General features: G+C 69.6%; 9 protein-coding genes and 4 tRNA genes. 5 read left to right on the plus strand and 8 right to left on the minus strand.

Features of this window, described 5'->3' with window-relative positions:
- The first annotated feature begins 42 nt into the window (after window positions 1-42).
- Both purF and purM read left to right on the plus strand, forming a co-directional pair.
- On the plus strand, window positions 43-1,572 hold the full coding sequence (gene purF / locus AB0E88_RS28485; protein WP_361636263.1) for an amidophosphoribosyltransferase: 1,530 nt from the start codon (window positions 43-45) through the stop codon (window positions 1,570-1,572).
- 43 nt (window positions 1,573-1,615) lie between these two features.
- Window positions 1,616-2,680: a phosphoribosylformylglycinamidine cyclo-ligase gene (gene purM, locus AB0E88_RS28490; RefSeq protein WP_361636266.1), complete on the plus strand. Its 1,065-nt coding sequence runs from the start codon at window positions 1,616-1,618 to the stop codon at window positions 2,678-2,680.
- A gap of 146 nt (window positions 2,681-2,826) precedes the next feature.
- Here the strand turns inward: purM and AB0E88_RS28495 are convergent, their stop codons facing one another.
- Together AB0E88_RS28495 and AB0E88_RS28500 are read right to left on the minus strand one after the other, a co-directional pair.
- Window positions 2,827-3,087 carry a DUF3073 domain-containing protein gene (locus AB0E88_RS28495; RefSeq protein WP_361636269.1) on the minus strand — a complete coding sequence of 87 codons (261 nt, stop codon included), beginning with the start codon at window positions 3,085-3,087 and terminating at the stop codon, window positions 2,827-2,829.
- 314 nt (window positions 3,088-3,401) lie between these two features.
- Entirely contained in the window at window positions 3,402-4,508 is a 1,107-nt protein-coding gene (locus AB0E88_RS28500) for a Glu/Leu/Phe/Val dehydrogenase dimerization domain-containing protein (RefSeq protein WP_361636271.1), read from the minus strand.
- Between the two features lie 243 nt (window positions 4,509-4,751).
- Between AB0E88_RS28500 and AB0E88_RS28505 the strand changes: the two genes are divergently transcribed.
- Window positions 4,752-5,594, plus strand: a complete 843-nt coding sequence (locus AB0E88_RS28505) for a hypothetical protein (RefSeq protein WP_361636274.1) — start codon at window positions 4,752-4,754, stop codon at window positions 5,592-5,594.
- 590 nt (window positions 5,595-6,184) lie between these two features.
- Entirely contained in the window at window positions 6,185-6,391 is a 207-nt protein-coding gene (gene bldC / locus AB0E88_RS28510; RefSeq protein WP_003949541.1) for a developmental transcriptional regulator BldC, read from the plus strand.
- A gap of 451 nt (window positions 6,392-6,842) precedes the next feature.
- On the opposite strand, the gene AB0E88_RS28515 is transcribed toward bldC, so the two are convergent.
- The 3 genes from AB0E88_RS28515 to hrpA form a co-directional block, all read right to left on the minus strand.
- The gene (locus AB0E88_RS28515; RefSeq protein WP_361636277.1) at window positions 6,843-7,034 is read right to left on the minus strand and encodes a DUF6274 family protein; all 192 of its coding nucleotides are present in this window, start codon (window positions 7,032-7,034) and stop codon (window positions 6,843-6,845) included.
- Window positions 7,035-7,377: 343 nt separating this feature from the next.
- Window positions 7,378-7,452: transfer RNA gene (locus AB0E88_RS28520), tRNA-Asp, on the minus strand.
- Window positions 7,453-7,544: 92 nt separating this feature from the next.
- Window positions 7,545-11,489 (minus strand): ATP-dependent RNA helicase HrpA, encoded by a 3,945-nt coding sequence (gene hrpA / locus AB0E88_RS28525; RefSeq protein WP_361636280.1) that lies wholly within the window; start codon window positions 11,487-11,489, stop codon window positions 7,545-7,547.
- A gap of 311 nt (window positions 11,490-11,800) precedes the next feature.
- On the opposite strand from hrpA, the gene AB0E88_RS28530 reads away from it, so the two are divergent.
- Window positions 11,801-12,175: a hypothetical protein gene (locus tag AB0E88_RS28530; protein ID WP_361636283.1), complete on the plus strand. Its 375-nt coding sequence runs from the start codon at window positions 11,801-11,803 to the stop codon at window positions 12,173-12,175.
- Between the two features lie 62 nt (window positions 12,176-12,237).
- On the opposite strand, the gene AB0E88_RS28535 is transcribed toward AB0E88_RS28530, so the two are convergent.
- From AB0E88_RS28535 to AB0E88_RS28545, 3 genes are all read right to left on the minus strand, one after another.
- Window positions 12,238-12,311: transfer RNA gene (locus AB0E88_RS28535), tRNA-Phe, on the minus strand.
- 24 nt (window positions 12,312-12,335) lie between these two features.
- Window positions 12,336-12,410: transfer RNA gene (locus AB0E88_RS28540), tRNA-Asp, on the minus strand.
- 60 nt (window positions 12,411-12,470) lie between these two features.
- Window positions 12,471-12,543: transfer RNA gene (locus AB0E88_RS28545), tRNA-Glu, on the minus strand.

Raw genomic sequence — 12,543 nt, forward strand, 5'->3', positions numbered from 1 at the left:
CCCAATTCGGACCAGTGGTCGATCTCGCCTACACTCGGAGGCGTGCCACGTGGTGACGGTCGACTCAATCACGATCTGCTTCCCGGCGAAAAAGGCCCCCAGGACGCTTGCGGCGTCTTCGGCGTCTGGGCTCCCGGTGAAGAGGTCGCAAAGCTCACGTACTTCGGGCTCTACGCCCTCCAGCACCGGGGTCAGGAATCCGCGGGAATCGCGGTCAGCAACGGCTCCCAGATCCTCGTCTTCAAGGACATGGGCCTGGTCTCCCAGGTCTTCGACGAGACCTCGCTCGGTTCGCTCCAGGGTCACATCGCGGTCGGACACGCCCGCTACTCGACCACCGGCGCCTCCGTGTGGGAGAACGCCCAGCCGACGTTCCGTGCGACCGCGCACGGCTCGATCGCCCTCGGCCACAACGGCAACCTGGTCAACACCGCGCAGCTCGCGGAGATGGTCGCCGACCTGCCGAGCGACAACAACAGCCGCTCCACCCGGGTCGCGGCCACCAACGACACCGACCTGCTGACGGCCCTGCTGGCCGCCCAGGTCGACGAGGACGGCAAGCCGCTGACCATCGAGGAGGCGGCGCACGTCGTCCTCCCGAAGGTGCGGGGCGCCTTCAGCCTCGTCTTCATGGACGAGCACACCCTCTACGCCGGCCGTGACCCGCAGGGCATCCGCCCGCTGGTCCTGGGCCGCCTGGAGCGCGGCTGGGTGGTCGCCTCCGAGTCCGCCGCCCTGGACATCTGCGGCGCCAGCTATGTGCGCGAGATCGAGCCCGGCGAGTTCGTCGCCATCGACGAGAACGGCCTGCGCACCTCGCGATTCGCGGAAGCAAAGCCCAAGGGCTGTGTCTTCGAGTACGTGTACCTGGCCCGCCCGGACACCGACATCGCCGGCCGGAACGTGTACCTGTCCCGGGTCGAGATGGGCCGCCGCCTCGCCAAGGAGGCCCCGGTCGAGGCCGACCTGGTGATAGCGACGCCGGAATCCGGCACCCCGGCAGCCATCGGCTACGCGGAGGCCTCCGGCATCCCGTTCGGCGCCGGCCTGGTCAAGAACGCCTACGTCGGCCGGACCTTCATCCAGCCCTCGCAGACCATCCGCCAGCTGGGCATCCGGCTGAAGCTGAACCCGCTCAAGGAAGTCATCAAGGGCAAGCGACTGGTCGTCGTCGACGACTCGATCGTCCGCGGCAACACCCAGCGGGCCCTGGTGCGCATGCTGCGCGAGGCCGGCGCCGCGGAGGTCCACATCCGGATCTCCTCGCCGCCCGTGAAGTGGCCCTGCTTCTTCGGCATCGACTTCGCCACGCGCGCGGAGCTGATCGCCAACGGTATGACCATCGACGAGATCGGCACCTCGCTCGGCGCCGACTCGCTGGCGTACATCTCCATCGACGGCATGATCGAGGCGACCACCATCGCCAAGCCGAACCTGTGCCGCGCCTGCTTCGACGGCGAGTACCCGATGGAGCTGCCCGACCCGGAGCTGCTCGGCAAGCAGCTGCTGGAGACCGAGCTGGCCGCCGGGCCCGCCGCCACGGCCGCCGCCGACGCCATCCGCCGCCCGTAGGGCGCCGCATCACCTGCCGTACGACACGAAAGTTCTCCTCACCATGTCTGAAGCAACTGGTGCCTCCTACGCGGCTGCCGGCGTCGACATCGAAGCGGGCGACCGCGCCGTCGAGCTGATGAAGGAGTGGGTGAAGAAGACGCAGCGCCCCGAGGTCCTCGGCGGCCTCGGCGGCTTCGCCGGCCTCTTCGACGCCTCCGCCCTCAAGCGCTACGAGCGGCCGCTGCTCGCCTCGGCCACCGACGGCGTGGGCACGAAGGTCGACATCGCCCGCCAGCTGGGTGTCTACGACACCATCGGCCACGACCTGGTCGCCATGGTCATGGACGACATCGTGGTGTGCGGCGCCGAGCCGCTGTTCATGACCGACTACATCTGCGTCGGCAAGGTCCACCCCGAGCGGGTCGCCGCGATCGTCAAGGGCATCGCGGAGGGCTGCGTGCTGGCCGGCTGCGCCCTGGTGGGCGGCGAGACGGCCGAACACCCGGGTCTGCTGGGCCCGGACGACTTCGACGTCGCGGGCGCCGGTACGGGCGTCGTGGAGGCCGACCGGCTGCTCGGCCCGGATCGCATCCGCACGGGTGACGCGGTCATCGCCATGGCGTCCTCCGGGCTTCACTCGAACGGGTACTCGCTGGTGCGGCACGTCCTGCTGAACCAGGCCGGTCTGTCCCTGGACGCCCGCATCGAGGAGCTCGGCCGCACCCTCGGCGAGGAGCTGCTGGAGCCCACCAAGATCTACTCGCTGGACTGCCTGGCGCTCATCCGGACCGCCGAGGTCCACGCCTACAGCCACATCACCGGCGGCGGCCTCGCCGCGAACCTCGCCCGGGTGATCCCGGACACGCTGCACGCCGTGGTCGACCGCTCCACCTGGACGCCCGACCCGATCTTCGACCTCGTCGGCCGCACCGGCAAGGTGGAGCGGCTGGAGCTGGAGAAGACGCTGAACATGGGCGTCGGCATGATGGCGATCGTCCCGCAGGAGTCGGTGGACGTGGCCCTGGCCACGCTGGCCGACCGCGACGTGGAGGCATGGGTCGCCGGCGAGATCACCGACCGGGGCGAGCACACCACCGGCGCGGAGCTGGTCGGCGACTACGCCTGACACCCGGACCCTGGGGGCCCCGCCGCTCGCGGAGCGCGGGGCCCGTCAGGTGCGGCAGTCAGGGGCGGCAGCCCGCGTTACGGCAGCACGAAACCCGGTCCGGAGCTGTGCCCCGAACCGGGTGAAACGGCGCATGCCGCGCAGCCTTACGCGCCGCGACGGTGCCGCGAGGACTGGTCGTCCTCGTCCTCCTCGTCGTCGTCCTCGTCATAGAGGTCGGCGTAGCGGGAGTACAGGTCATCGTCGTCGTGCTCATCGTCCTCGAAACGGTCGCCGTTCGGCGGCGACGGATTCGATGTCGATGCGCCCAGCTCCTCGGCCAGGCGTGTGAGGTCAGTCCCACCGCTGTTGTACTTCAGCTGGCGGGCGACCTTCGTCTGCTTGGCCTTGGCCCGGCCGCGCCCCATGGCTCGACCCCCTCAACGACGGGGCTCGACGGCCCCAGAGTCTGACACGCGTTCATGTTCCGGCACGGACTCTCCGCAGAGAGGCCGGTCCGTAGGGCTTCCACGGTACCTGAGCCCGCGCCCATACGGTACGTCGCCCGCAGCACGCGCGTGTGCACAGGACCACCGAGGCGCCCCGTCCTCGCTGGTCAATGGCGATTTTAACCACTTATCCGAGGACGACCCGCCGGTGGAAGTGAGAGTTCTCTCGAAGTGCCCACCGGCAGGTACCGCACGAACCCGCGCGCCCGTCGTACGCCGAGCGGTACGGAACGTCAGCGTCCGCGCTTGGCGGCGGCGGCCTCGGCCATCCGCTGCTCGGCGATCCGGTCGGCCGCCGCGGCCGGCGGAATGCCGTCCTCCTTCGCACGTGCGAATATGGCCAGCGTGGTGTCGAAGATCTTCGCGGCCTTCGCCTTGCACCGGTCGAAGTCGAAGCCGTGCAGCTCGTCGGCGACCTGGATGACCCCGCCCGCGTTCACCACGTAGTCCGGCGCGTAGAGGATCCCGCGGTCGGCGAGGTCCTTCTCCACCCCGGGGTGGGCGAGCTGGTTGTTCGCGGCGCCGCAGACGACGCGCGCGGTCAGCACCGGCACGCTGTCGTCGTTGAGCGCCCCGCCGAGCGCGCAGGGGGCGTAGATGTCCAGGCCCTCGGTCCGGATCAGCGCCTCGGTGTCGGCGACGGCGCTGACACCCTCCGGGTGCCGGTCGAGGATGCGGCGCACGGCGTCCTCGCGCACATCGGTGATGACGACCTCGGCGCCCTCCGCCCGCAGGTGCTCCACCAGGTGGTGGCCGACCTTGCCGACACCGGCGATGCCGACCTTGCGGCCGCGCAGCGAGGGGTCGCCCCACAGGGTCTGCGCGGAGGCGCGCATGCCCTGGTAGACACCGAAGGCGGTGAGCACGGAGGAGTCGCCGGCGCCGCCGTTCTCCGGGGAGCGGCCGGTGGTCCAGCGGCACTCGCGGGCCACGACGTCCATGTCGGCGACGTAGGTGCCGACGTCGCAGGCGGTGACGTACCGGCCGCCGAGCGAGGCGACCATGCGGCCGTAGGCGAGCAGCAGCTCCTCGGTCTTGTCCCGCTCCGGGTCGCCGATGATCACGGCCTTGCCGCCGCCGTGGTCGAGCCCGGCCATGGCGTTCTTGTACGACATGCCACGCGCGAGGTTGAGGGCGTCGGCGACGGCCTCCTCCTCGGTGGCGTACGGGTAGAAGCGCGTACCGCCGAGCGCGGGGCCCAGCGCGGTGGAGTGGAGGGCGATGACGGCCTTCAGGCCGCTCGCGCGGTCCTGGCAGAGCACGACCTGCTCATGGCCGCCCTGGTCCGAGTGGAACAGGGTGTGCAGTACACCAACAGGTGCGCCGGTTACGTCGGTCACGGTGGTGACTCCTGAGTAAATAGCGGCGAGTGACGCGGGGCTCCATGGGGGTGGCGGGGCCCCGTGGCATGAGGGTAGAGCCTGCCACCGGCCATGCACCGCGCAGTGCCCCAGATCACCTTCTCAGGGAGTACGCCCACGTACGCGCGTGCGCGGCCGTGCGACGATTTGCATGGATTTCCCGCAGAGTGCGGGTGCGGGCCCGGCAGGTTTCCGCAGCGGCCCGCGGGGGAGGGAGCAGGCGTGCCCACGGTGTCCTCGGTGATCGTCCCGTATGCGGCGTATCTGCGGGTGTACGAGCCGCTGGCCGCCTTCCCGGAGCCGGAGCGCGGTCACTGGACGCGCTACGCCCGCCGCCCCGAGCGCCCCTCCTACCAGGACGAACTGCGCCGCTCGCTGGCCGGCCTGCTGCCCACCCCGCCGATCGCGGTGCCGGTGCACGAGAGCGACGACGCCTTCGTGCTGGAAGTGGACGGCGTGGTGTGCGTGTGCCCGTGGCGGACCCGGCTGCGCGGCTGGCAGGCGCTGGCCGACCTCGGTGAGGAACTGCCGAAGCCGGTGCTGGAAGCCGTCCTGCCCGAGGTGGTGCGCCACCAGGCCGCCCAGGACTACGAGCGCTGGCGGGAGCGCAACCCCGACGCGCGGCCGTGGATCCGCACGGCGACCTGGCAGGTGCCGCTGAACTGGTTCGTGCTGGTCTCCGACGAGGAGCGGGAGTACGACAAGGGTTCCGCCGACCTGGCCCCGGTGCTGCGCTACCGCACGCCGATGGTGCAGGCCCGGCGCCGGGTGGCCCGGGCGCTGCGCACGCTGAAGGACACCATGGACGAGGGGCCGCTGGTCGAGGGTGTCGTGGACGTGGGGCGCTGGCTGGAGGAGTTCCACCCGCGCTCTCTGGTGGAGCTCGACTACGGCGGCCTGGTGCACGCGCTGTCCGCGGGGGCGCTGGAGGACGATCACTCGGCGGCGGACGTGGCCGAGGGGATCGCGGCACTGCGGCGCGGGGACGGGGTGGCGGCCGGCGCGGCCTACGGGCGGCTGGTGGAGCGCTGGCGGTCGGTGCGCGACCTGCGCTCGGCGAACTGACAGATCGCCAGACGCCTGACAGCCGTGTGACGGAGGATCCGACAGAGGTTCGAGTGGAGTGATGTGCGTCACGGCCGTGACGCCGGTCACCGCGTACGGTCTACGCACCGGACGGACTCCGCACTACGCGAGTTGACGGGACGTAGGCCCCGATCCGGGCGTTTGCGTCAAACGTGACAGACCGCACGTACACGCCCCTTGCGCGCGTTACCCGCCCTCGTGCCAAAATAGGACAAGGAGTCCGGGGAGGGCTCCGTCCGCCCAACTATGCTCCACTGTGGGCGGAATCTCAGCATTGCACGCTTTGGGGGGTCTGGTATCTCCTGACGCCACTGTGACTGATCGTCACAGTGGCGTGACTGTCCGCTATGGCATGGTCCATCGGCTTCCGTCGCTGATGAACACCTGGGAGGGCAATTCCATCGGTTTGGCCGACGCGGCTGGACAGATGGTGTAGTTGTAGTGCCGAGGACAAGCCGTTCGTCCTATAACCGACTCGACTCGCGTCCGCCATTTCGGGCAACGCGGGTCAAGGTGCAGAATTTAGAGGAAAGAACCGAGAAGGTTCGGTTCTCCCGAGGAGGCCGCTCATGACCGCTCGCACCCCTGATGCCGAGCCGCTGCTGACCCCGGCTGAGGTCGCCACCATGTTCCGCGTCGACCCGAAGACGGTCACGCGCTGGGCGAAGGCCGGCAAGCTCACGTCGATCCGCACGCTCGGCGGGCACCGCCGCTACCGCGAGGCCGAGGTCCGCGCTCTGCTCGCGGGCATCCCGCAGCAGCGCAGCGAGGCCTGAACAACTGAATAGCGGGCGAAGCGGCAGGTCCCCCAACCTGTCGGGCCGCCCGGACACCACAGCTCCAAGCGACGCGGGGACTGCCCCAACAGGCCCCTCGCCCACACGGAACGCACGGGTGCGTCGTCGATCGCGCTGGACTCCGCCGGGTCCAGCGCGATCTTTTTTGTGCGCGCGGAGCCCGCTGTGCCCGTCCTGGCGGGCGTCTGTGAGTGCCCTTGTCGGAGTCTGGTGGGACTCCGGTGGGACTCTGCGGGGATGCCCTGACGCAGGTGCAATTGCACATATTAAATTGACGGGTTGTAGGGACGGGGTAAGAACGGGGGCTCCGGAAACTCATGCGGTGACTCCCGTCACATGCCTCTGTCCTTGTTGCCCGGCGCCGGCGTGCGCTAATGGAGGCGCGGGTTCCAGCGTCCCACGCGCGTACGGGTGTTGGGCGGGTGTGCCGTCACGCCTCGCCGGGGGATTCGTCCTCCGCGGGCTCGCGGGCCGGTGGCGGGGCCGGCGGAGCGGTGGCCAGCGCCAGCAGCAGCAGGCGGTGGCAGATCGGGCAGTGGCGGGTCAGATGCCGGTACGACGAAGCGGCCGACAGATGCGCCCGGAGCAGCGCCCGCGTCTCGTGCTTCGCCGATGCCGCCATCGCCACCTCCGTCAGCCCGCGGGGAACGGGTCCGTGTTTCTGGGGTACTGGCGGAATGTGACGCCGTCAAGGCCGCGGGACCCTGCCGGGGGGTACGGGAGCAAGAGGAGCCAGAAGCTCCGCGACCGCGGCCGGCGGCCGCAGGGGGCGGTTCTCGGCCGTTTGTGCCGGACCGGGGCCGCAGGCTTCTCGCGGCGCGCCTGGCCGGGGAGAGTGCGCGTCGGTGGAGCCGTGCTCCTTGTTGAGCGGTCGTGTGCCGAGGTGAGGCTGAGCGCGCCGATGGGGGCCGTGCGTCGAGACACGCAGAAGGCCCGCCCCTTGCGGGACGGGCCTTCTGCTGATGCGGTCCTGACGGGATTTGAACCCGCGGCCTCCACCTTGACAGGGTGGCGAGCACTCCAAACTGCTCCACAGGACCAGGTGTTGCGGCGCTTGTCTTTCCTGCGCTGCGAGAAGGACTGTACAGGAGGGTGAGCCCCCTGGTCGAACTCACCCTCCGTACGGGCCCGGCTACGGAACGGCCGCGTCGATCGCCTTCACGATCCGCTTGTCCGAGACCGGATACGCCGTGCCCAGCGCATGGGCGAAGTAGCTGACCCGCAGCTCCTCGATCATCCAGCGGATGTCCAGGACCGCCTGCGGCACCGGCCGTCCCTGCGGCATCTGCTCCAGCAGCCAGGCGTACTCGTCCTGCATCTCGTGGACCTTCTCCATGCGCGTGGTGTCCCGCTGCACGTTCGTCGGCATCTGCTGCAGCCGCCGGTCCGCCGCGATCAGATACCGCATCAGGTCCGGCAGCCGCCGCAGCCCCGTCGCCGTCACGAAGCCCGGCTTCACCAGGGCGTCCAGCTGCTTGCGCACGTCCTGCAGGTTCGCCAGCAGCGCGGGGCTGCGCAGGCCCTTCAGCCGGCGCTCACAGGCCTGCCAGGCGGCCAGCACCTGCTGGACCTGGCCCACCGTGCGCACCGTGGTGTCCACGATCTCGGCGCGCACCTTGTCGTACAGCTTCCGGTAGGACTCCTCGTCCCACACCGGACCGCCGAAGTCCGCGATCAGCTTGTCCGCCGCCGCCATCGCGCAGTCGTCGAACAGCGCCTGGATCGAGCCGTGCGGGTTCGCCGACAGCGCGAGCTTCTGGGCGTTCGTCAGCTTCTCGGACGCGAACTTCGCCGGGTTGACCGGGATGTTGCGCAGGATCAGCCGGCGTGTGCCCTTCCACATCGCCTCCGCCTGCTCCGCCTCCGTGTCGAAGAGGCGCACGGAGACCGTGTCGCCGTCGTCCACCAGCGCCGGGTACGCCTTCACGGGCTGGCCGGCGCGGCGGGTCTCGAAGACGGGGGTGAGCGAGCCGATCGTCCAGTCCGTCAGCCCCTTGCGCTCCAGCGCCTCCCCGCCCTGCCGGGAGACGGTCGCCGCCGCGGCCTGCGAGAGGGCCTTGCGGGCCTTCGGCTTCAGCTGGAGCTTGAGCGCCTCGAGGTCCTTGTCCTCGGCCAGCTTGCGGCGCCGCTCGTCGACGATCCGGAACGTGATCTTCAGATGGTCGGGGACCCTCGACCAGTCGAAGTCCTCCGCCTCGAGGGGAACGCCGACCGCACGCTTCAGCTCACGGGCCATCGTCGTGGTCAGCGGCTCCTGAAGGGGCGTCGCCTTCTGCAGGAACGCCTTCGCGTGGTTCGGCGCGGGCACGTAGTGACGGCGGATCGGCTTGGGCAGGGACCGGATCAGCTCGGTGACCAGCTCCTCCCTGAGGCCCGGGATCTGCCAGTCGAAGCCCTCGTCGGTGACCTGGTTGAGCACCTGGAGCGGGATGTGCACGGTCACACCGTCCGCGTCCGCGCCCGGCTCGAACTGGTACGTCACCCGGAACTTCAGCTCACCCTGCCGCCAGGAGTCCGGATAGTCGGCCTTGGTGACCGCCTCCGCCGACTCCCGGATGAGCATCTCCCGCTCGAAGTCCAGGAACTCCGGCTGCTCCTGCCGCTTGCGCTTCCACCAGGAGTCGAAGTGCGCGCCGGAGACGACATGTTCGGGCACCCGCTGCTCGTAGAAGTCGAACAGCGTCTCGTCGTCCACGACGATGTCGCGGCGGCGGGCCCGGTGCTCCAGCTCCTCGACCTCGCTGAGGAGCCTGCGGTTGTCGGAGAAGAACTTGTGGTGGGTGCGCCAGTCGCCCTCCACCAGCGCGTTGCGGATGAACAGCTCGCGGCTGACCTCCGGGTCGATCCGGCCGTAGTTCACCTTGCGCTGGGCGACGATCGGCACGCCGTACAGCGTGACCTTCTCGTACGCCATCACGGCGGCCTGGTCCTTCTCCCAGTGCGGTTCGCTGTACGTCCGCTTGATCAGGTGGCCGGCGAGCGGCTCCACCCACTCCGGTTCGATCTTCGCGTTGACCCGGGCCCACAGCCGGGACGTCTCGACCAGCTCCGCGGACATCAGGAAGCGCGGCTGCTTCTTGAACAGCGCCGACCCCGGGAAGATCGCGAACTTGGCGCTCCGGGCGCCCAGGTACTCGTTCTTGTTGCCGTCCTTGACGTCCTTCATCCCGATGTGGGACAGCAGGCCGGCGAGGAGGGAGACATGGACGCGGTCGGCGGGCGCGTCGTCCTCGTTGACGTGGATGCCCATCTGCTTGGCGACCGTGCGCAGCTGGGTGTAGATGTCCTGCCATTCGCGGATGCGCAGGAAGTTCAGGTACTCCTGCTTGCACATACGGCGGAAGGAGCTGGAGCCGCGTTCCTTCTGCTGCTCGCGGATGTACCGCCACAGGTTCAGGTAGGCGAGGAAGTCGCTGGTCTCGTCCTTGAAGCGGGCGTGCTGCTGGTCGGCCTGGGCCTGTTTGTCGGCGGGGCGCTCACGGGGGTCCTGGATGGACAGCGCCGCCGCTATGACCATGACCTCGCGGACGCAGCCGTTCTTGTCGGCCTCCAGCACCATCCGGGCCAGGCGCGGGTCGACGGGCAGCTGGGCGAGCTTGCGCCCGGTGTCGGTCAGGCGCTTGCGCGGGTCCTTCTGGTCCGGGTCCAGGGCGTGCAGTTCCTGGAGGAGCTGGACACCGTCGCGGATGTTGCGGTGGTCCGGCGGATCGATGAAGGGGAACTTCTCGATGTCGCCGAGGCCGGCGGCGGTCATCTGCAGGATGACGGAGGCCAGGTTGGTGCGCAGGATCTCCGCGTCGGTGAACTCCGGGCGGGCCTCGAAGTCCTCCTCGCTGTACAGGCGGATGCAGATACCGTCCGAGGTACGGCCGCACCGGCCCTTGCGCTGGTTGGCGCTGGCCTGCGAGACCGGCTCGATCGGCAGCCGCTGGACCTTGGTGCGGTGGCTGTAGCGGCTGATCCGGGCGAAGCCGGGGTCGATGACGTACTTGATGCCGGGGACGGTCAGGGACGTCTCGGCCACGTTGGTCGCCAGAACGATCCTGCGCCCGGTGTGCGGCTGGAAGACCCGGTGCTGCTCGGCGTGCGAGAGCCGGGCGTACAGCGGCAGGATCTCCGTGAACCGGTACTGCTTCTTCGTGAGCGCGTCCGCGGTGTCCCGGATCTCCCGCTCACCGGAGAGGAAGACGAGGATGTCGCCCTTGCCCTCCGCCATCAGCTCCTCGACGGCGTCGGTGATCGCGGTGATCTGGTCGCGGTCGGAGTCGTCGCCGTCCTCCTCGAGCAGCGGGCGGTAACGCACCTCCACCGGATACGTCCGGCCGCTGACCTCGATGATCGGGGCGTCGCCGAAGTGCCGGGAGAACCGCTCGGGGTCGATGGTGGCCGAGGTGATGACGACCTTGAGGTCGGGGCGCTTCGGCAGCAGCTGGGCGAGGTAGCCGAGCAGGAAGTCGATGTTCAGGGACCGCTCGTGGGCCTCGTCGATGATGATCGTGTCGTACGCGCGCAGCTCGCGGTCGGTCTGGATCTCGGCGAGCAGGATGCCGTCCGTCATCAGCTTGATGAAGGTGGCGTCCGGGTTCACCTGGTCGGTGAAGCGGACCTTCCAGCCGACGGCCTCACCGAGGGGGGTCTTCAGCTCGTCCGCGACCCGCTCGGCGACGGTGCGGGCGGCGATCCGCCGAGGCTGGGTGTGCCCGATCATGCCGCGCACGCCCCGGCCCAGCTCCAGACAGATCTTCGGGATCTGCGTGGTCTTACCGGAACCCGTCTCACCGGCGACGATGACGACCTGGTGGTCGCGGATGGCGGCCGCGATGTCGTCCTTCTTCTGGCTGACGGGCAGCTGCTCGGGGTAGGTGATCGCGGGCACGCGTGCGCGGCGGGCGCTCATCCGCTCCTCGGCCTTGCCGACCTCGGCCTCGATCTCGGCGAGGACGGCGGCGCGGGCCTCCGGCTTGCGGATCTTGCGCGCGCCTTCGAGCCGGCGGCCGAGCCGGTGCGCGTCGCGCAGGGACAGCTCGGTCAGACGGGGCGCGAGGGCGCCGAGGGCGGGGGCAGGGTGCGTAGACATACGCGATCCAGGATCTCACCTCGCCCAAAAGACTGGCGAACGATTTGCTCCGGGCGCCGGGCGGGCGACGCCGGCGGGTGTGGACAGGGTCACGTGGCCAGAAGTTGATCAACCAGTGACCGGACCTTTATGTTGATCGCGACCGCTCCACGGGGGACGCGGGGATCCGTCATCGGCGCAGGCCACAGGCCGCGCGTGGCTCCCTGGGCACTCTCGACCCCCGATGGGGCACCACCCACCCACCAGGGACCGCTCTCGCCTGCCCGCACCCCTGGGCAGGTCTGCTGAGCGGCCGAAATCGGGGAGTACTCATGACCACGTTCACCCAGTGGAAGCGCGCTGCCGCCCTCGCCGTGCTGCCGGCCGTCGGCGCGCTCGCGTTCACGGGCCTCGGCGCCGGCCAGGCCCAGGCCGCCACCGCCCACTTCTACAAGTGCGACAAGACGGCGACGTCCATCCCGCGCAAGAAGGTGACGTCGCACTGCTACGTCATCACCAGCGTCGGCACGAAGAAGGCCAGCGAGCACCGCGCCAAGGCGGTCTGCGACCAGGACCGCGGCACCGGTCCCTTCATCCACGACGTGCTGGTCACCGTGCACGGCCCGTGGGTCGCCCTCGGCAAGACGTCGTCGGTCACCTGCCCGCTGCGCTCCACGCTGGTCGCGGGCTACACCGAGACCCGCTGATCCCAACGAGAACACCCCCTCCGGAATCCCGGAGGGGGTGTTAGGCCCTGAAAGGGCGGTTGTGGCTGGGGCCGGGGTCGAACCGGCGACCTATCGCTTTTCAGGCGATCGCTCGTACCAACTGAGCTACCCAGCCACGAGGTTTCACGTGAAACCTCAGCGGTCCTGACGGGATTTGAACCCGCGGCCTCCACCTTGACAGGGTGGCGAGCACTCCAAACTGCTCCACAGGACCAAGTGGTGTCTGCGCTTGTCCTCGGCTGACGCCTAAGACAGTGTCGCACACGATACTGCGTGCCCCCAACGGGATTCGAACCCGTGCTACCGCCTTGAAAGGGCGGCGTCCTAGGCCGCTAGACGATGAGGGC

This window comes from Streptomyces sp. NPDC028635 (assembly GCF_040637635.1).
In the GTDB taxonomy this organism is placed as follows: domain Bacteria; phylum Actinomycetota; class Actinomycetes; order Streptomycetales; family Streptomycetaceae; genus Streptomyces.

Bases quoted from the DNA above. Each gene is read 5' to 3' on its own strand.
- purM (WP_361636266.1), top strand. From the start codon at position 1,616: ATGTCTGAAGCAACTGGTGCCTCCTACGCGGCTGCCGGCGTCGACATC.
- AB0E88_RS28495 (WP_361636269.1), bottom strand. From the start codon at position 3,087: ATGGGGCGCGGCCGGGCCAAGGCCAAGCAGACGAAGGTCGCCCGCCAG.
- bldC (WP_003949541.1), top strand. From the start codon at position 6,185: ATGACCGCTCGCACCCCTGATGCCGAGCCGCTGCTGACCCCGGCTGAG.
- AB0E88_RS28515 (WP_361636277.1), bottom strand. From the start codon at position 7,034: ATGGCGGCATCGGCGAAGCACGAGACGCGGGCGCTGCTCCGGGCGCAT.
- hrpA (WP_361636280.1), bottom strand. From the start codon at position 11,489: ATGTCTACGCACCCTGCCCCCGCCCTCGGCGCCCTCGCGCCCCGTCTG.
- AB0E88_RS28530 (WP_361636283.1), top strand. From the start codon at position 11,801: ATGACCACGTTCACCCAGTGGAAGCGCGCTGCCGCCCTCGCCGTGCTG.